Consider the following 18,011-nt stretch of genomic DNA (forward strand, 5'->3'; position numbering starts at 1 on the left):
GCTGGTACCGCACACCTACCGGTACAGCACACGGAAGTGTTCGCACACGACCGGCATGGTTAACGATGGCTCGTGTCCGAGTTTTGGTAATACTCGCGAGAAGTAGTCCCAATGCACGCGCCGCCAATACTCGAGTGAGCGGTCGCCCTCGCCTTCCGCGTAGGCGAACTCGGCGTTCACGGCCTCGAATGTAGCCGTTTCGACGCTGACCGTCTCAATGATGCATCTTGGCGCACCTGCTCCGTCGACCACGACCGTAAGCAGTCCTTCCCGAGGCATCGGGTTGGCCGTATCGTCCCACTCCCAAACGCTCCAGCACGTCGCGGTCTTTACCCCGGCCACAATTAGCGAGGCGAGTTCACTGGCCATTTCCGGACTGTCGCCAAAGGTATCCACTACGTATCCGCGCGATTGAAGGTCGGCCGCATCCTCGCGCGTGGAGAGAAATCGTTGCCAGTAATCGTGTACTCGGGCGTCCATTCGCTCGCCTCAAACGAATCTATAAACCAGAGCGCCGTTATAGATTCGCATTTCGTTTCCACGCCTCAGAAATCGCGCGACCTTTTGCCAGATCATCAACGACAAGGATGAGTTGATTTTGATGATCGCTGTAGATGACCTCGATATTGACGCCGGCTTCTGCCATCAGCCGCGAAAGTTTTCCTAATTGTCCGGGCTGATCCTGTTTGAGTTTTTGTACCAAAACCTCGCGGTCCGAAAGAACTTCAATCCCTTTTTCTTCGAGAGCTCTCCGGGCCGCTGCCCCGTCTGCAAACAGAAAATGCGCAATCGCCTGGCCGTCGCTGACCCAAGCCCCACCGCCCTCGACGCTCACGCCGGCCGCTCCCAATGCCTCACCCATTTCGGCTAAAGCTCCGGGACGATTCTCCAAACTAATGGTCAAATCTCGCATTTGTGCCCCTTTCAAGGACCTACGAACTCATCTTGCAGGGTGTTCCACAATAGAATTTCGAATTTCGCAATTCGAATTTCGAAATTATCAAACCAGCCGCTCCCGCCCCATGAGTTGTTGGGCGCTATGGCATTGACCCCGCTAATCCTCTGCGCTGTCATACGTTTCGGAATCGAGGACCCAGCTCCAATGGGTGACTTCTGCAATTTCTCGCAGCTGACCATCCGCCGTATCTTCGACATACCATTTGCCGTCAATGGTGCGTCCAATCTCCATCTTGTTGTTCCGGTTATCGTAGATCAAGACGAGTTCGTTCTCGGGTGGCACCGAGTCGGCTACTTTTATCCATGCCATAGTTAGACTGTTACCAGGCAGCTTTAATACTGGATAAGATAAATTATTGCGCCGACAGTCATAGACAGCCCAAACAAGAGTGTCATGGTTGCCGCAGCCAGTAACTTCTTACCCAGTAGGCTTCGGGATTGAAGCCTTTTCTCACCGCTCACTACATAGAAACTCGACAGGGATAAAACTACGCCGCATGCGACAACCGCAAGGGCAAACTCACGCGTGCCCTTTTCGAAAGGCATGATCGGCATGGGCGCAGTTAATAACGAAGTTGTGTAGACCAGAACCCGTTTCGCCCTACCTGAGATCACTTGGATTTTACTCGTGTGCAGAACTAATCAAGGCTACTAAATCTGGCCGTCAACGCCACGATGGTGCGAGGCCGCCGCGCACAAGCAGGCGCGGTTCGCTCCCGTCGGTTCGCATGATCCAGAGGTCAACGTCCTTGTCATCGTCCCACTTCTTCGCGCGCTCGAAGACGACCCATGCCCCGTCGGGCGAGATGTCGAAGGCCCGCGCGTAGTCACCCTCGAACTTTGTCAATTGAGTGGCGCGCTTAGTCCCGAGGTCATAGCGGAAGATGTTACCGAACTCGTAGGCGAGGTCGGGGAATGAGTAGAGGAAGCCGGAGCCGTCAGGCAGCCAGCGCAGATCTGTGACAAGCTGCAGGTCGAGTTCACTGAACGGGTGGACTTTATTGCCGGGGTGAGCACCACCTTCCTTCACGCGGTGGATGCTCGAGCCTTCGCCGTCGGAGTTCGCGCTATAGATGATCTGGTCGGCGAGCGCAGGAGTTGGGCCCCAGTCCCATGAGCACGCGCCATCGGGGTGCTTGCCCGAAAATAGCGGCTGGTAGACGAACTCACCGGGATTGGGCTTGGCGGGTACGGTGTTGACGAGGCACAAGCCGTTGCGGAAGCTCAGGCGCGAGCCGTCGCTGCGCCAGGTGGGGCGAAACGCGCCGTAGAGTTCATAGCCGTCACCACTGATGCCGAAGTCGGGAGACTTGATCGTCCGCCCGGCCTTCACGTCCACGCCCGGGATGAACCATCGGTACTGACCGTACATCGCGACGACCGCCTGCGCGTGGTCGCCGTAGTCGGCCACGTTCTTAAACAGTAGGGTCTTTGAGGAGCCCGGCGGGATCGTGACTGGCTGCGGCTCGTCGGCCCCGACGACATAAACGAAGAATACGCCCGTTGTCGCGCGCGACTGCTTGAAGAGCGGCTGTTCGTTTCGCACCGTGACACTGACAGCTCCTTTCGGATAGCGCGAGAGTTCGCTGTGGTCGGGCGCATTGGTGATCTTGCGGAAGCCTTTGCCGTCGGGACCAACGCCGTAGATGTCTGCGTGGTAAAGCGAGGCGACGTTGAGGTGGCTACTTGAGAAGGCGAGTTCCTTGCCGTCGGGGCGCCACGCGAGACCGTGGATAGCCGAACCTTCTTTAGCAAACTCGTGCGTCCAAAGCCGCCGGTCGTTAGTGCCATCCGACTCTATCAGGCGAATCTCAGTGCCGCCGCGGATGTATGCAATGGTGCCGCGAGCTGTCGCGTTATTAGACGCAGTCTGTTCCCGCGGGCGGCCGGTGGGCGTTGGCGTTGCGCTCGGTGAAACGGGCGACTCATTGGCAGCAGACAACGTTACCGGCTCGGCCGGTGGACTCGTCTGCGCAGCGGGAGGCTGCGCGCCGATTGGAGACGATGTAGTTGTCTGCGCAGCAGCCGGTGTGGACGCGCGCACGCTCCGGCCCTCGGCCTTGCGACCGTACGTGAGGTTGTCGAGTAGCAAACCCGACACTCCCTTCGGGGGACGGAAGCTGATCGATACGATTGACTTGTCTGAGATGAAGCCAACGAAGGATGCGGCGGGCCGGTTTCGCGTGTTGACGACGACCGTCTGCGTCTGCCCGTCCGAGGTTGTGGCCGTGACTTCGATGGTCGAGACGTAAGGCTGCTGCGTCCAGAGGTCACCGCCCACAGCCGTCGTACCGGACGGGAGCGTCACGTCCAGGTAAGCGTTGCCGGGCTGGTTCGGCGCAGCCCAGGCGAGCTGGGGAAGCAAGCCCGTGTTGTGCATCGGGTTCATGCTGCCGTAATGCGTGCTAATGACGTAGATGAGGCCCGGCCCGAACCGTGCGCCGCCGCGCGCGCGGAAGGTCACGCCGCCCGTGGTCAGACCTTCTTCCGGCCGATATTTGCCGAATCCCTTCGCGGGCGCGACCGAGCCGAAGTCTATTGTCGAGAGGCCGGAGGAAGCGGCGTTGAATGCCTCGCGGCTGTCCAGGTGTTCGATGCCTGGCTGCGCGGCGGCGGCCGGAGTAAGTAGAAGCGTGGTGAAGAGCACGACGGCGCATAGAGCGACGTCTTTGCGAGGTGTATGTTGCAATGTCTATAACTCCTGTGACGGCCCTTGGCGCGCGGGAAGTTTCAGAATCGGCTGCGTGCCATATCTTTAACCCAAGCGCCGAATTCGTTCCGCCGGCTATGTATGTCTGGTTGCCTATAAAGGGGGCTACATTCGTGCTAACTAAAATTCGGGGATGCGGGGAGTCGCTAAGTATTTCACTGTTGCAGGGATGTTCGTCAAGCGACGCTGGTGGTTTATCTGATTGCTAAACTTGAGCGAGTCGCTTAATCACCTCGAATCACGCAGGCATTTTTACGCTGGGCATTCCTCGCATGATGATGCGTTGCCGGCGCGCAACGCGCTTTGGATTAACTTGCGGGTTAAAGACCGTGCGCGGATTCGGAATCATCGCGGATAGAAAAGCGGCCTCGCGCGCGTTAAGGTTCGCCGCCGGCTTATGAAAATAATATTGAGAAGCAGCTTCGGCGCCGTAAATCCCATCACCCCATTCAATCACGTTTAGATAGACCTCAAGGATGCGCTTCTTGGGAAGATTACGTTCCATGAAATAAGTGATGACGGCTTCCTGACCTTTGCGCATGAACGAGCGCTCGCTCGAGAGATAGAGGTTTTTCACGAGTTGCTGCGAGATGGTCGAGGCGCCGCGTTTGAAGTCAGGCAGGTTCGGCAGCCACGAATCATTCTCGCCGGTCTGCTTCGCCTCTTTGTCCGCTTCTTTTTGGGCGTGCTCCCAGGCGCGTTGAATCGCTTCGTAATCGAATCCGTTATGCGTCGCAAAGTTCGAGTCCTCGCCGGCGATTACCGCGCGCTGCAAGTGCGGTGAGATCCGTTCGAGCGGGACCCAGACCTGGAAACGCTTCGGCTCAGCACCTTTGCGGCGTGCTTCTCGATTGCGCGCTTCGATCAGTGAAGAGGTCGCGGGGTTCTGCGTAGCGAGCTCTGAGAAACTTGGCACGACGACTAATTGAAAGATGAGACCGCCGACGAGGATGCCGACTACGGCGTAAGTGATATATCTGATGAGCCGCCACATTTGAATAAGAGAGTAAAGCTGAAAGGGAAAGCGGTAAAGCGCGTGCAAACGTCCAGAGCGACGACTTTTTTGGCCCCCTCCGCGAGCGGAGAGGGTTGGGTTGGGGTTGCGGCGCGCTAACCTCTCCCCCTGCACCCTCTCCGCGAGCGGAGAGGGGAAACACCCCGCCAGCCGTACGCCCTGAAATACGGCCTTGTTTCGTCGTTTTTAACTAATTCACGGTGAAGTAGCGGAACTGAGGCCTCCTCTCTGGACCAACATATGATCAGACCAATTTCGATAGCCATTCTTTCCTTAAGCTGCTGCGCAGTTACCCTCGCGCAGGAACAACGACAACCACCAGTCTTGCGCGGTACGAATACGCGGCCAATCACCTCATCAGACGCAAACGAGAAAGTTTCACAGGCGGAGGAAGTCGGAAAAGGTAGCGTCGCGAAGGTCAGCACGAGTCTGATTACAGTGCCCGCGGTGGTGATGGATCGCAACGGCCGCTACATCGGCAACCTGCGGCAGGAAGACTTTAAGATTTACGAAGACGGTGTCGAACAGGAAGTGGCTTACTTTGCTTCCGTCGAAAAGCCTTTCACGGTGGCGTTGTTATTGGATGTCAGTGGCTCGACGCAGTTTCAGCTCACGCAGATTCGCGAAGCTGCAAATACCTTCGTGGGCCGCCTGCGCATGAACGACCTGCTGATGGCGATTACTTTCGACGGAAAAGTGAACGTGCTGACTCAGCCTGAACGAGTCGCCGTGATTCGTCGTGGCAAACTGCACATTCCCGCGGTGACCGACGGCACGGTGCTCTACGACACTGTCGATTTTGCGCTCAAACGAATGGCCCAAATTCCCGGCCGCAAAGCGATCGTGTTAATGACTGATGGCGTCGATCAGGACAGTCGCGTGACGATGAAAGCTACGCTCGAAGGCATCGCCGAGCAGGACATTCTGGTCTACACGGTCCAATACAACACCCTGCCGCAACTGCCGGAACGATTAAGCCGGATAAAAGATGAGAAGGCGCGACGCAAAGTGCGCGAGCGTCTCTTGAAGGGCTATGCGCTCAGCGAACCATACTTGCGCACGCTGGCTGAAGAGACTGGCGGACGGTTTTATCGCGCCGATGATCTGCGTCAGGTCGGTCCCGCATTCGAAGCGATCACTTCTGAATTGGGAGTGCATTACAGTCTGGGGTACTACTCAAAGCACTCAGCGAACGCTGGCGGTGAGCGCGCGATTAAAGTGAAGGTGCGTTATCCGAACATGGTGGTGAGGACCCGAGATAGCTTCTCGACGTCGTCATTGGCACACAAAAATTAGCCCCGGATTCAGGCAGATTGGTTCGAGGCAGTAGCCCTACCGTTCGGGAGGGCGTAATGAGATTTCAAATTTCAGATCTGAGATCTCATTAGTACTGAATCAGACTCCCTTCGCGTTTAGCCCGCCGGACGGCGCGGCCGAAAACCCAAAGCGACAACGGAAGCAGCACCGCTAGAAAAACGAGCAGAGTAATCAAAGGCTCGCGTACTTGGCTGAACCCCTGTCCTTCAATCAGCACGCGGCGAATGCCGTCGAGACCGTAGGTGGCAGGCAATATCCGGGAAATATGCGCGAGGCTGCCGGCGTAATCGCTGATAAGTTGAGTGGGAAAAAAGACGCCGGAGAAGAGCGCCGAGCCGGCCCCGAGAAAGATGCCAAATGGATCGCCGCGCTTGAACACCATCGCGAAGCTGGCGGACAGAATTCCCAGACACGACAGCACCACCGTAGTCAGCAGAAGGAATGCGAGGGCCAGCAGGAAATTTCCGCGATAGTGGACATTAAAAAACAGCCAGCCAAACAGAAGGTAAAGCGACGAGAAGAATGTCGCCTGCACAAAAGCCCAGGCTGAACTGGCGACGATCACAGTCGGGAGGCTGATCGGTGACATGAGAACGCTTTCCAAAGTTCCCTGGACCTGTTCCTGCCGGATCGCATTCGCGAGGCTGGAGAAGCCCGTCATGAAGTAGTTCAGCACCGCCAAGCCCGTGAGCCACGCCGCCAGAGGATCGCGCCATTGCGCAAAACGCGGATCAATGGCGCCCGTAAAGATCTTCGAGATGAAGAAGAAGGTTGTTACCAGAATGAGAATTGAGAGTACACGGATAAAGAACTGCATCCGGTAACTGAGTTCCAAACGCCAGTCGCGCACGATGAACGCCCAAATCCTGCGCAGGAAGAGAAGGGGGTTCATCCGATCTTTTCCTCCTGCACAGCGTCTTGCGCTTCATAACTTTCAAGCACCTCAAGCAAGGTGGCCCGTTCCGACTGAACCGTCTGGATGACGGCGCCGCTTTGGTGGAGCAGCCGCAGCACGTTGTCGAGCACGTCATCATTGGCCTGGCGCACGAAACTTAACGTCCAGTGGTCTTTCACATCGCTTCGTCCAATGGTAAACGGCTGATCGGTGAAGGCTTCGCGCAGGGCCGCTTCAACCTGCATCGCATCTTCGACCGCAAATGTAAGCGAAACCTTTTCGTTGTTGCTGTGCGTGGCGCGCAGGTTTTGGGGGGTGTCGAGTGCCTTGATTTGTCCGCCGCTAATGATCGCTACACGTTCGCATAACTCTTCCACTTCCGCGAGGTTGTGTGACGTCAGGAAAACTGTGACCGGCTGGCCGGCGTCTTGCGCCAGCGATTTGATGGTATTTCGCACGCGCGCCGCGGCTAAGGGATCCAACGAACGCGTCGGTTCATCCAGCAGAAGCACCGGCGGATTAGCCAGCATTGCGCGCGCTACCGACAGACGCTGTTTATTGCCCGTGGAAAGTTCAGCGAATCTGCGGCGGGTTGCATCCTCCAGTTGCAGCAGCTGAAGCAGCTCGGCAATTCGCTTCTTCGCCTGCGCGCCGCTGAGCCCGTGCAGCCGCGCAAAGAAGAGCAGGTTCTCTTCGGCAGTCAGCCGCCAGTAGAAGCTTCGTTCTTCCGCTCCGGCCAGGCCAACATTGCGCCGCACTTCCTGGTCGTCGCGCACGCTGTCGTAACCTTTGACGGTGACTTCGCCTTCGGTCGGTTGAATCAGCGTGGCAATCATTTTCGTGAGCGTCGTTTTGCCCGCTCCGTTCGGTCCGATGAGACCGAAGATCTCGCCCTCGCGAACTTCGAATGAAACATCCCGGACGGCTTCGACAGGCGGCTTGAATTTCCGTTTTAAAGCTTTCTTCAGACGCAGGAACGAGACCGGATACGTCTTTGAAATGTGATCGACCGACAGGGCAACGCTTCGGCTCGCAGGCCCGTTCGCTTGATCGCTGGTGACGAGGTTTTGGTCGGCCATGAAGCGGAAAGTTTATCTGCGCCGTTGTTTGGGGTCGAGGTACTCGCGCAGCCCATCACCAATAAAGTTGAAGGCGAGCACCGTCAAAGCAATGGCGATCCCGGGAAAGATTAGCGCGTGGGGAGCGGCCTGCAAGGTTGAGAGGTCGCGGGCTTCTTCAATCATCACGCCCCATGAGGGCGATGGCGGCGGGACGCCCAAGCCGAGAAATGAAAGTGCCGCTTCCGACAGGACCGCACCGGCCATCCCGAGACTGGCCTGCACGATTAGCGGCTGAATAGCATTGGGCAGAATGTGGATGGTCAGGATTCGCAAGTCACCTGCACCCAGCGCTCGCGCGGCCTGCACAAAATCGTACTCGCGCACTTTCAGGACCTGCGCGCGAATTAGGCGCGCGTAACCAACCCAACCAATGATGCAGAGCGCGAAAATTAGTTTGTTGAGACCCGCGCCAAGAAACGCCACTAGTGCAATCGCCAGCAACAATCCGGGAAACGCGAGAAATACATTGAAAACGTAGCCGGAGAGAAATCGATCAATCCAGCCGCCGTAAAAACCCGCAATCGAACCGATGAAAGTCCCGAAGAGCGCTGAGACGGCAACGACGATGATTCCGACTTTGAGCGAAATTTGCGCGCCGTAGACGACCCGCGAAAAAATGTCGCGGCCCGTTGAATCCGTGCCGAACCAATGATCCGCCGACGGTCCGAGGTAACGCATTGAAAGGTTTGTTTCGCCCACATCATGCGTCGCGATCAATGGCGCGGCCAGCGCGACGATCACGACAAAGACGACGATAACCAAACCAACAATGCTTAGTCTGCTCATGACACGCGAATCCTCGGATCCAGCCAGCGATACAGAACATCTGTCAAAGTGTTCGCGATGATGTAAGTCGTGCTAATCGCCAGGACGCAGCCCTGCACCACGCTGTAGTCGCGTTTACTAATTCCGTCTTCCAATAAGAGAAGTCCTAGTCCCGGCCAGCCAAAAATCTTTTCCGTGATGATTGCGCCTGCCAACAACACGCCAAGCTGCAGGCCGAGCACCGTCACCACCGGAATCAAGCCATTCTTGAGTACGTGCTTGTAAACCACCGTTCGTTCACTGAGGCCTTTCGCACGCGCGGTGCGAACGTATGGCTCGCCGAGTTCCTCAATCACTGATGAACGCACCATGCGTGTCAGAATGGCCGACAAGGCTGCACCCAAAGTGAATGAGGGCAGGATGATGTCGCTCCAATCAAAGCGGCCAGAAGGCGCGAGCCAGCCGAGTTTCACGGCAAAGATGTAGACGAGCATCGGGCCGATGACGAAACTGGGCAGACTAATCCCCACCAGGGCAATCACCGAGAGCGCGTTGTCGAGCCAGGTGCCCCGATTCTTTCCCGCGATGACGCCCAGCGGAATGGCGATGCAGACAGCGATGAACATCGCCGTAATTGCCAGTTGAATGGTCGCGGGATAGCGCTCAGCTATTAATTCGAAGACCGGGCGCTCAGTGCGAAAGGACGTGCCCAGGTCGCCGCGGAGGATCGAGCCCCAGTAATCTGCGTAACGGTTATTGAGCCCGTGCCAGGTGAATTGACGCTGACCGCTTTGATCGACGGGAAATCCAAAAAAGAAGGGTGGGCGATCGAGACCGTGTTTAGAACGAAACTGCGCGAGCTGTTCGGGTGTTGCTTGCTCGCCGAGGACCGCAATCGCCGGGTCGCCGGGCACGAGTTCTATCAACAGCGTGACCAGCGAGACCACCGTCCAGACGACAAGTACGAGGAAGCCAATGCGGCGCAGTACTCCGAACAGTTTCTGCTTCATGCTTGGAAGAAAGCTGAATAAATTTGGAGCGAGCGCGGATAATAGCAGATTACGGCGCCCTCGGCTCTAAGAAGCAGGCGGGAGGCCTGGGCTCCCAAAACAAACGTAGCCCGCGGAGACTTGCTTCGTCGACAGTAGCGGCCCCGACAACCGCATCCACCAACTGGCAAATCCTACGGACTACGTTGTTTTGGTTGACAGCCCTCTTGAGCCCAACCAATCTCGTTATGTGATACAGACTTCAGTCTGTCCGGCGGCCCAAATGCAAAGCCGCTACGCCACCCGTCAAATTTTCAAACTTCACATCTGCAAAGCCTGCCTCGCGCATCATCGCCGCCAATTCCGTCTGATTCGGAAAGTGCGAAATCGAATCCGGCAGATATTGGTAAGCGCTGCGTGAACCGCTCAGCCACCCGCCCAACCGCGGCAGAACGCGCGCGTTGTAAAAGCCGACGAACCCGCGCAGGCCGCGCACCGGCGTAGAAAACTCCAGCACGGCTACCCATCCATCAGGTTTCAGGATGCGACGCAACTCGCGCAGGCCGTTTTGAACGCTGGCAAGATTTCGCAGGCCAAAACCGATCGTGACGGCGTCGAATGTGCCGTCGGCGAAGGGCAGACGCAGCGCGTCTCCTTCTATCAGTGGCACGTCGCGCGTCTTGGCTTTCGCCAGATCCAACATCGGCCGGCAAAAGTCGAGACCGATTATTTTGGCTTTGCTTGCTTCAAAGAACTCGATGCTCAGGTCGCCCGTTCCGCATGCTACGTCAAGGACTTGTGCGTTGTCCGGCAGCAGCGGCGCTAATGCTCTGACGACCCGTCGCCGCCATCTCCTGTCGATGTTTCCCGACAGCAGATGATTTAGAAGATCGTAGCGCGGAGAGATTCGCGCGAACATTTCGCGCACCCGCCGCGCGTGATCTTCAGGCAAATTGTTCGCAGGTTCAGTTAATCCCATGGCATGAGGCCGATGGTTGCAAGTGCCTTGCGATAGGGTTAATAAATCCGTCAGGGTTTTTTTGTCGGCACGACAGGATCGATCGGTTTTGCTTCGGGCGCAACCGCAGATTTGATTTCGACGTTGCCGGTGAAGGTCGCTTTGAGTTGTTCAGAGTTGCCGGCGACGACCGTGGCCATCGCGACGTCTTTGAAGAGTCTGGCAGTGACGCGTTGAATATCCGCCGGCGTAAGACTGCGAATCAGAGTCGCCACCGTGCTCGGCCGCGCGGACTTGAAAGTATCCATGTCCAGCCAATGCGTACTCATCGATTCCGGCTGCGAAAATTCGGTTGATAGTTGGTTCAGCACGGCACCGCGCGCACTTTCAAGCTCCTGAGCGGTCGGGCCGGTCTGGATAAGGGACTTAATGACGTCCTGCGCCGCGGTCGTAGCTTTGGCGGCGTTGCCGGTTGGTAGTGACGCACTCAAAACGAAGATACCGGGCAGTACATGAGCCTCATCCCGAACTGAAACCTGAGATAAATCAGGCACAGCCGTTTTCCAACGGTCGCGGATAATTAGCGCCAGCACGTCCGCTGCGAGAGCGTCTTTATCACTGCGTGCCAGGCCGCGAATGGCCAGCCGAATTTCCGCGTTCGTTGCCCCCGGGCTATCGACGACCAGCACGCGCGTGTCCGGGGCGCCCGGCTGGCGAAATGTTGGGGGAATGGTTCGATCAGATTTTCCCCAGAGTCCGAGCAATTGCCGTAGCGCGCGCATCATCCTCGGCTTCTCAACGCCACCGACAACCGCGAGCGAGGCATTGTCCGCATTCAAAAACCGTTCTCGTGCCAGCAGCAAATCGGCGCGTTCAACCTTCGCGACACTTGCCGCGGTTCCGGTCGCGGGACGCGCGTACGGGAATGTTCCGAGCACGCGCGCGGCGATCGCCTGGTCGGCGGTGTCGGCTAACGTCGCCGGTTTCTCAGACAACAGTTTGACGCGGGCGGTGCGTATGGTCGCAACACTCTCGACGCCTAACTGCGTAGTCAGCACAGAGCCGCGCAGGAAGTCGATCATCCGTTCCAGCCCGCTCGATTTGCCGATGAGAGTTACGTCGATCGTGTCGTGCGTTGTCGTGACTTCCAGCCGTCCCTCGAGTTCTTCCGTCATATACTCGCGCGTGGCTGGGTCGGGAAACAGAGCGTCGCCAAGCAACGCCATCATTCCCGCTCTGTCGGTCAAATCGAACGCTGCGCCAGCATGAATCCTCAGCTTCAGCAAAACATTCGGATTGCCCGGCTGCGGCCAGTACAGAATTCGCAGGCCGTTAAGGAGCATTTCGCGTTCCGGCTCGGGCGCGGACTGGGCCCTGGCAGGCAGCGGCCAAATTGCCGCGAGCAAGAGCAGAACCATGATGCTGCGGCGAAGCAGCGACGATTTCAGTGTTTTTCGGGTCATTCGGTTGAAGCTGCGGAGTTCAGGCCTTGCTCACCTTAGGTTATCCCAGTTTCTCAATCGGTAACTTGGAAGCTGGCGGGCAGAATGCCCGCGCTCCCACAGCGCTTTTTGGGATGCGGCGTCAAAGAGTTTAGATGTCGCCTAAAAGAGCGTCAACCCGAGGTTGCAAAAGCGCATCAAAGCCCTGTGCCGAAAGGCCTTGGGCACGCTTTTCGATGTGCTGAAGCGCCACGAGCGGGATATAATTCGCATGCCGCCGAGCATTTTTTCGGGCCGGCCTCAAAGATATTTTCGTAACTTCCGGGCGATTGGCAGTAATAACTAGTAGGAAGCAATTCCTGCAGGATCGAGCTTGTTTGGCGAATCAGTTGACAGATGAACGGCTGCTGGCGAGCGCAGCCGGCGGCGACACGACCGCATTTCAGATCCTGTACGAACGGTATCGCGACCCGATCTTTCGCTTTGCGTATCGGTTATTGGGATCGGCCGAAGCCGCTGAGGATGTCGCGCACGACTGCTTCCTGAGCTTGATAAAAGAGCCGAACCGGTTTGATTCGAACCGCGCGTCGCTGCGCACGTACATCTATGCGACGGCGCGGAACCTGGCGGCGAAGCGTTACCACAGCTTCGGACGCGAGACGGCGATCGACGAATTGGCCGACGAACCGGCAATGGCCGAGCGGCATGCACCGGTCGCACGGCTGCTTGATCAGGAGTTGGCTGCCGAAGTGCAGGAGGCGATTGCCGGCCTGCCGCCGCTTCAGCGAGAGGCGCTAGTGCTTTTTGAGTACGACGAGTTGTCGCTGGCTGAGATTGGCGAAGTGGTCGGGGCGGACGCGAACGCGGTCAAGCAAAGGCTTTTTCGGGCGCGTGAGAAGCTTCGGGTCAGGCTTGATAGATATTTCCGAAACGGTCGCGAAGCTGCTACATTGAGGCGGGCATAAGCATTAGCAGACCCGCCTGCATGAGCGACGGAGTTTTATGATGAATGATTTTGACGGTAAGTTCATGCAGGACGAAGACCTGAAGGATTTACTTCGGCAGTGGAGAGTCCCCGAAACTCCCGCGTCGTTGGACAACCGTGTGGCGGCTGCTTATCAACAAAGTACCAGCCAAACGGCGTCCGTTTCTGTACTTTATTCCCAGCGGGATAGCGAGGTAGTAAACATGAAATTTTGTAACACTTGCCAGGAAGAATTCGCTGACAGGTTTAGCTTTTGTCCGGTAGACGGCACGCCTTTAACCGCCGCGCCTGTCGCCGCGGCCAGCCAGACTGCGCCGGCTGAAACGGTTTCCCCTGTTGAGACAGTGACGGCGGCGCCGGCGGCTTTCGCCGTTCCGGCGAATGTGTCAGCGGCGCCTTCGGCAGTTGCCGCCGGCAACATCGGCGAATTTCACCTCACCATCCTGGAAGACAGAGGATTGACATCACGGCTCGCCGGCGAGTTAGGGAACGTGGCGCACAACTATAAGTTGACCTGGCCAGAGTTCAAGCGCGATCCGTTTGGCTTTGTGAAGCGTTCGTTCCAGGGTTACGGGAAGATGGCCGGCAAGTTTTTCTCCAGCCGTGACGTGGTGATCGCTTCGCTCCTTTCTGTGGTCGCAATGATTGCCATGGTAATTGGCATCTACTTCCTCGATAAGACTCAAACTGCCGGACCGTCGCGCAAGACGATGATGATTGCCGCAATCATCGGATTTGTTGGACTGCTTGGCGTATTCGCGACCTGGCTGAGCCGCGACCGCGGCGCGGCCGTGATGGGCGCTAAGCCGTCAGACTCGCGCAACGTGCTATCGGGCATTATCGCCGGGTTCGCGCTGTTGTTTCTGCTGGTAGGCGGCGTGTTCTTGCTCGACCGGCGTCAACAAGCGGCTGCGGCGGCCGCTGCTGAAGACGAAGTCGAGCTGACGCAGATGATTTCGGATATACCGAACGAACAGCCCACCCCCGACGAAGGAACCGCCGGCATGGCGAAGGGAAGCGGTGGTGGCAGCAAGGCTGAAAAGATTAAGGCAGGTGGCGGCGGTGGCGGTGGCCGCGAACAGTCGGATCCTGCGTCAATGGGCAAACTGCCCCAGGCGTCTTTGACGGTCCCGCAGGTGGTCGCTCCGAATCCAAATCCTCCACCAATTAAGAATCCATCTTTGCCGATGCCGGCGACGCTCGATGCCGATCCGGTTCTATTTCCGCCCGACACTCGTAATTTGGCCTACGGCGATCCGAAGTCGAAGTCGACTACGCTTTCGTCAGGTCCGGGAACGGGCAATGGGATTGGCACCGGCACCGGTGGCGGTGTGGGATCCGGATCCGGTGGCGGTTTCGGGCCCGGTGAAGGCGGTAACACTGGCGGCGGTCCGCGTCGTGAAGGCGGCGGCGGCCCCGGCGGTGGTGGCGGCGGAACCGACTACAACCGAATCTTCCGCAGCAGCGAAGTGAGCAGCCGCGCCCGCGTGCTGTCAAAACCTGAGCCTTCGTACACGGAATCGGCGCGCAAGAATCAAATCACCGGAACCGTGGTGCTGCGCGCAGTATTCTCGTCGAGCGGCTCGGTCACGAACATCTCCACGATTCGCGGTTTGCCGGATGGCTTAACCGAGCGCGCCATCGCCGCGGCGAAGCAAATCAAGTTCACTCCGGCGATGAAGGACGGGCATCCAGTCTCGATGTGGATGCAGTTGGAATACAACTTCAATCTGTACTAGGAGCGCGCGCATCCTTCGTGCGGTATGCCGGTATCTTGCCGGCTCTTGAAAACGATTAGAGGCGGGACTTGTCCCGCCTCTTTTTATTTTTGAAGTGCGCCGGCTCGACGGCGCTTTCTTCTGGTCGACGACAAAGCGGCGTTAAGCCGCCGCACTCCAAATTAGCCGCCGCCCGCGACCACTCGCTTTATCCTCTCAACACCTTCACGCAAACGATCCAGCGAAGTCGCGTAAGAAATCCGAATGAATCCATCGGCTCCAAAACCCGCGCCATCTGTAACCACAGTTTGCTCCTTTTCAAGCAACACGTTCATGAAATCGGCCGAAGACTGCAGCTCGCCTTTCAGGCAGCCACGCACATCCGGGAAAGCATAGAACGCGCCTTCCGGACGCGGACAACGGAGCCCGGGAATCTCGTTCAGCGCATTCAGCAACCACTCGCGGCGGCGCGTGTATTCAGAGAGCATCTCCGCGACTGATTCCTGCGGGCCGTTGAAAGCTTCGGTGGCCGCCGCCTGCGCAATCGAAGTTGTGTTACTGGTTGAATGCCCCTGCACTTTCAGCATCGCGCGCGTCCAGTCCGCGTTTGCCAGCGAGTAGCCGACGCGCCACCCGGTCATCGCGTAAGTCTTTGAAAAGGATCCGGCAATGCAGAGCCGGCGGCGCAATTCTGGCCGCAGAGATGCCGCGCTGAAAACCTTGTTCGGTGGATAGACAAAGCGCAGATAGCATTCGTCCGAGATGGCGTAAGCATCATGCTCGGCGATGATTTCGAGAATGCGCTCGAATTCCTCGGGCGGAATGATGCGACCGGAAGGGTTCGATGGTGAGTTTAGAATGATCAGCTTTGTTTTCGGCGTAATGGCGTCGCGGACCATGTCAGCCGTGAGCACAAAGTCATTTGCTTCCGTCTCGATAAAAACCGACTTCCCACGAGCGAACGTGACGATCTCGGGAAACGTAACCCAGTAAGGCTTCGGAATCAGGACCTCATCGCCCGCATTGATCAGGCAAACGACCGCATTAAAGACCGCTTGCTTGCCTCCCGCCGTCGCCATCACTTCGTTGCGTTCGTACGCGGCGCTGAACTCGCGTTGGTAGAAGTCGATGATTGCCTGCTGAAGTTTTCGGGTGCCGGCCGTCGGCGTGTACTTGGTTTGTCCCGCGCGCATCGCTTCGAGCGCTGCATCTTTAATGTTTTGCGGCGTGTCGAAATCCGGCTCGCCCGCTCCGAGATCGACTACATCGACGCCCTCCGCGCGCATGGCTTCCGCCGCCTGCATCGCCGCCAGTGTCGAAGACGCTTTCATCTCACTGACGCGTTCTGAAACTGGGAAGCCTGAAGAGAACTTCGGAGCTGACATAACTTAGTTTCCGATTTTGGACTTTGGACTTTGGACTTTGGACTTCGCACGCATACGTTCTTCCACCAATGGCGGAACCAGCCCGTCAATGTTGCCACCGAGGTGAAAAACTTCCTTGACGAGTCGCGAACTGACGTACGAGTACTCCTCAGCCGGCATCATGAACACAGTCTCGAGACTCGGCTCGAGTCGCCGGTTCATCAAAGCCATCTGCAACTCATATTCATAATCTGAAATCGCGCGAATGCCACGCACAATCGCGTTGGCCTGGCGTTCGGCGGCATACTGAACCAGTAATCCCTCGAAACTCTCCACGACAACATTGCAGCCACCCTGCTCAATGTCTTTGAGCACGCCGGCCAGAATCTCGCTGCGCTCTTCGACCGAGAAGAAAGGCGTCTTGTCAGGATTGACCAGGATGGCAACGATGATTTCGTCGAAAAGTTTGCACCCGCGTTGAATGATATCGAGGTGACCGTTGGTGACGGGGTCGAACGAGCCGGGATAGATGGCGCGGCGCATGAGCGAAGATGGTAAATCGTAAATGGTAAATAGAAAAGCGGGAACTTCGGTCTTCATGCCGCGAAAGATAATTCCTCGGCGGTTCGTCAGCCTGTTTGATAAGCGGGGTGGAAAAGAGTATTAAGACCCCGCTTGCTCGCGCCGGGCTTGATCTATCCGATTTCTGGTTAGTCTGAGGTGAATTGACCTATGCACAATGGAGATCAATCTGGAATACCAGCGAACAATGTGTCCGAGCAAAAGCGGCTTGAATATGAGCAGATTGGGACAATAGTTGTGCAAGTCGCTAAATCCTTTGCCGAGCGTAGCGCGGATACCACGGCTGAAGACACGGCCGCCCTCCGAGCCGACTACCAAACCGCGGTCGAGATCATAAAGCTTCTGACGGACATCCGTTTTCGTTGTCTAGTCTTTGTGACGGCCATCATCGCGATTGCAAATGCGCTCCTGCCAAATAACGCCCTACCCGCAACCAGGATCGTTTTCGGGGCGGTGGGTTTTCTGACCACGCTCGGGATCGCCGTCTATGAATTACGAAACAGCCAGCTTTACGAAGCGGCGATGCATCGCGCGAAAGCGCTCGAAGGCCGATTGGATCTTATCCCTACTTCGGACAAGAGTGGACCCGGACTTTTTAGCGAAAGACCGAAGTACGTTAGAAAGGCGGTTGCAAAAACTCTAATTCAAGGCTGGAAGGTCCGTGGTGAAGAACGTGACGGGAAACCCACGGAACCCACGGAGCCTGAATTGATGACGTTCCTGGGGGTGAAAGTAAAGCACGACCAGGGTCTGGCGTTAATCTATGGTGCGGTGCTTGGCGGCTGGTCTTTCCTGATAGCGCACGGGCTGCTTTCGCTTCCAATTACCACAGGCCTTTGGCCGAATGCACCCAGGAATTTGATCGGCATCGGCGCAGCGATTCTGGGCTATTTAGTCTTTCGCAACGCCAGAAAACAGCTTAACTACCATGACCAAGAGCGCGCCCCTGTGGAGAATCCGTCAGATAAAACCGAAAACAAACCCGCCTCGGAATCCGCGTGAAGCGAAGCTTTTGAATCTGCTGTGCAGGACAGTCGTTTCTTGACACTTCTGACCGGCGATGTTTCAATGACGATTGATAAAACGTGGTGAGTTAAGGCGACTTGCGGCCACGTAAAACAATCCGCTAAACAGCTCGGCGAGTCTTTCAACCGCTGCTTTCTAAAAGGTTCAAAGAAAGGCCCCGCGTTGTC

Annotated in this window: 17 protein-coding genes and 1 riboswitch; of the genes, 4 read left to right on the forward strand and 13 right to left on the reverse strand. The window is 57.1% G+C overall.

Features of this window, described 5'->3' with window-relative positions:
- Positions 1-15: 15 nt before the first annotated feature.
- The 5 genes from VFX97_14965 to VFX97_14985 all read right to left on the reverse strand — a co-directional run bounded on the left by VFX97_14965 (position 16) and on the right by VFX97_14985 (position 4,661).
- Positions 16-480, reverse strand: coding sequence for an ASCH domain-containing protein (locus VFX97_14965; GenBank protein ID HEX5704499.1), 465 nt, complete (start codon positions 478-480; stop codon positions 16-18).
- Between the two features lie 37 nt (positions 481-517).
- Positions 518-913 (reverse strand): hypothetical protein, encoded by a 396-nt coding sequence (locus tag VFX97_14970; GenBank protein HEX5704500.1) that lies wholly within the window; start codon positions 911-913, stop codon positions 518-520.
- 141 nt (positions 914-1,054) lie between these two features.
- Positions 1,055-1,267, reverse strand: a complete 213-nt coding sequence (locus VFX97_14975; protein ID HEX5704501.1) for a DUF551 domain-containing protein — start codon at positions 1,265-1,267, stop codon at positions 1,055-1,057.
- A 354-nt stretch (positions 1,268-1,621) separates the two neighbouring features.
- Positions 1,622-3,646, reverse strand: a complete 2,025-nt coding sequence (locus VFX97_14980; protein HEX5704502.1) for a hypothetical protein — start codon at positions 3,644-3,646, stop codon at positions 1,622-1,624.
- A 259-nt stretch (positions 3,647-3,905) separates the two neighbouring features.
- Positions 3,906-4,661: a transglycosylase domain-containing protein gene (locus VFX97_14985; GenBank protein HEX5704503.1), complete on the reverse strand. Its 756-nt coding sequence runs from the start codon at positions 4,659-4,661 to the stop codon at positions 3,906-3,908.
- Positions 4,662-4,922: 261 nt separating this feature from the next.
- On the opposite strand from VFX97_14985, the gene VFX97_14990 reads away from it, so the two are divergent.
- Positions 4,923-5,978, forward strand: coding sequence for a VWA domain-containing protein (locus VFX97_14990; GenBank protein ID HEX5704504.1), 1,056 nt, complete (start codon positions 4,923-4,925; stop codon positions 5,976-5,978).
- A gap of 88 nt (positions 5,979-6,066) precedes the next feature.
- Here the strand turns inward: VFX97_14990 and VFX97_14995 are convergent, their stop codons facing one another.
- The 6 genes from VFX97_14995 to VFX97_15020 all read right to left on the reverse strand — a co-directional run bounded on the left by VFX97_14995 (position 6,067) and on the right by VFX97_15020 (position 12,190).
- On the reverse strand, positions 6,067-6,891 hold the full coding sequence (locus VFX97_14995; protein HEX5704505.1) for an ABC transporter permease: 825 nt from the start codon (positions 6,889-6,891) through the stop codon (positions 6,067-6,069).
- The gene (locus tag VFX97_15000; GenBank protein HEX5704506.1) at positions 6,888-7,973 is read right to left on the reverse strand and encodes an ABC transporter ATP-binding protein; all 1,086 of its coding nucleotides are present in this window, start codon (positions 7,971-7,973) and stop codon (positions 6,888-6,890) included. The genes VFX97_14995 and VFX97_15000 overlap by 4 nt, the downstream gene beginning before the upstream one ends.
- A gap of 12 nt (positions 7,974-7,985) precedes the next feature.
- Entirely contained in the window at positions 7,986-8,801 is an 816-nt protein-coding gene (locus tag VFX97_15005; GenBank protein ID HEX5704507.1) for an ABC transporter permease, read from the reverse strand.
- Positions 8,798-9,790 carry an ABC transporter permease gene (locus VFX97_15010; GenBank protein HEX5704508.1) on the reverse strand — a complete coding sequence of 331 codons (993 nt, stop codon included), beginning with the start codon at positions 9,788-9,790 and terminating at the stop codon, positions 8,798-8,800. Before VFX97_15010 ends, VFX97_15005 begins: the two co-directional genes overlap by 4 nt.
- Before the next feature lie 241 nt (positions 9,791-10,031).
- Complete coding sequence (ubiE, locus tag VFX97_15015) at positions 10,032-10,748, reverse strand: bifunctional demethylmenaquinone methyltransferase/2-methoxy-6-polyprenyl-1,4-benzoquinol methylase UbiE (GenBank protein HEX5704509.1); 717 nt, start codon at positions 10,746-10,748, stop codon at positions 10,032-10,034.
- Between the two features lie 50 nt (positions 10,749-10,798).
- Complete coding sequence (locus tag VFX97_15020; GenBank protein ID HEX5704510.1) at positions 10,799-12,190, reverse strand: insulinase family protein; 1,392 nt, start codon at positions 12,188-12,190, stop codon at positions 10,799-10,801.
- Between the two features lie 368 nt (positions 12,191-12,558).
- Between VFX97_15020 and VFX97_15025 the strand changes: the two genes are divergently transcribed.
- Positions 12,559-13,134, forward strand: coding sequence for a sigma-70 family RNA polymerase sigma factor (locus VFX97_15025; protein ID HEX5704511.1), 576 nt, complete (start codon positions 12,559-12,561; stop codon positions 13,132-13,134).
- A gap of 223 nt (positions 13,135-13,357) precedes the next feature.
- Positions 13,358-14,893 (forward strand): energy transducer TonB, encoded by a 1,536-nt coding sequence (locus tag VFX97_15030; protein HEX5704512.1) that lies wholly within the window; start codon positions 13,358-13,360, stop codon positions 14,891-14,893.
- 161 nt (positions 14,894-15,054) lie between these two features.
- Here the strand turns inward: VFX97_15030 and VFX97_15035 are convergent, their stop codons facing one another.
- Both VFX97_15035 and coaD read right to left on the reverse strand, forming a co-directional pair.
- Positions 15,055-16,257 (reverse strand): pyridoxal phosphate-dependent aminotransferase, encoded by a 1,203-nt coding sequence (locus tag VFX97_15035; GenBank protein HEX5704513.1) that lies wholly within the window; start codon positions 16,255-16,257, stop codon positions 15,055-15,057.
- 3 nt (positions 16,258-16,260) lie between these two features.
- On the reverse strand, positions 16,261-16,836 hold the full coding sequence (gene coaD / locus VFX97_15040; protein ID HEX5704514.1) for a pantetheine-phosphate adenylyltransferase: 576 nt from the start codon (positions 16,834-16,836) through the stop codon (positions 16,261-16,263).
- Between the two features lie 171 nt (positions 16,837-17,007).
- Here coaD and VFX97_15045 point away from each other — a divergent pair, with 171 nt between their 5' ends.
- Positions 17,008-17,820 (forward strand): hypothetical protein, encoded by an 813-nt coding sequence (locus VFX97_15045; protein HEX5704515.1) that lies wholly within the window; start codon positions 17,008-17,010, stop codon positions 17,818-17,820.
- A gap of 73 nt (positions 17,821-17,893) precedes the next feature.
- A riboswitch (SAM riboswitch) is annotated at positions 17,894-17,969 on the forward strand.
- The last annotated feature ends 42 nt before the right edge of the window (positions 17,970-18,011 follow it).

This window comes from Pyrinomonadaceae bacterium (assembly GCA_036277115.1).
Classification (GTDB): domain Bacteria; phylum Acidobacteriota; class Blastocatellia; order Pyrinomonadales; family Pyrinomonadaceae; genus UBA11740.

Bases quoted from the DNA above. Each gene is read 5' to 3' on its own strand.
- VFX97_14995 (HEX5704505.1), bottom strand. From the start codon at position 6,891: ATGAACCCCCTTCTCTTCCTGCGCAGGATTTGGGCGTTCATCGTGCGC.
- VFX97_15010 (HEX5704508.1), bottom strand. From the start codon at position 9,790: ATGAAGCAGAAACTGTTCGGAGTACTGCGCCGCATTGGCTTCCTCGTA.
- ubiE (HEX5704509.1), bottom strand. From the start codon at position 10,748: ATGGGATTAACTGAACCTGCGAACAATTTGCCTGAAGATCACGCGCGG.
- VFX97_14975 (HEX5704501.1), bottom strand. From the start codon at position 1,267: ATGGCATGGATAAAAGTAGCCGACTCGGTGCCACCCGAGAACGAACTC.
- VFX97_14990 (HEX5704504.1), top strand. From the start codon at position 4,923: ATGATCAGACCAATTTCGATAGCCATTCTTTCCTTAAGCTGCTGCGCA.
- VFX97_14965 (HEX5704499.1), bottom strand. From the start codon at position 480: ATGGACGCCCGAGTACACGATTACTGGCAACGATTTCTCTCCACGCGC.
- VFX97_14985 (HEX5704503.1), bottom strand. From the start codon at position 4,661: ATGTGGCGGCTCATCAGATATATCACTTACGCCGTAGTCGGCATCCTC.
- VFX97_14970 (HEX5704500.1), bottom strand. From the start codon at position 913: ATGCGAGATTTGACCATTAGTTTGGAGAATCGTCCCGGAGCTTTAGCC.
- VFX97_15000 (HEX5704506.1), bottom strand. From the start codon at position 7,973: ATGGCCGACCAAAACCTCGTCACCAGCGATCAAGCGAACGGGCCTGCG.
- VFX97_15030 (HEX5704512.1), top strand. From the start codon at position 13,358: ATGAAATTTTGTAACACTTGCCAGGAAGAATTCGCTGACAGGTTTAGC.
- VFX97_15020 (HEX5704510.1), bottom strand. From the start codon at position 12,190: ATGACCCGAAAAACACTGAAATCGTCGCTGCTTCGCCGCAGCATCATG.
- VFX97_15005 (HEX5704507.1), bottom strand. From the start codon at position 8,801: ATGAGCAGACTAAGCATTGTTGGTTTGGTTATCGTCGTCTTTGTCGTG.
- VFX97_15035 (HEX5704513.1), bottom strand. From the start codon at position 16,257: ATGTCAGCTCCGAAGTTCTCTTCAGGCTTCCCAGTTTCAGAACGCGTC.
- coaD (HEX5704514.1), bottom strand. From the start codon at position 16,836: ATGAAGACCGAAGTTCCCGCTTTTCTATTTACCATTTACGATTTACCA.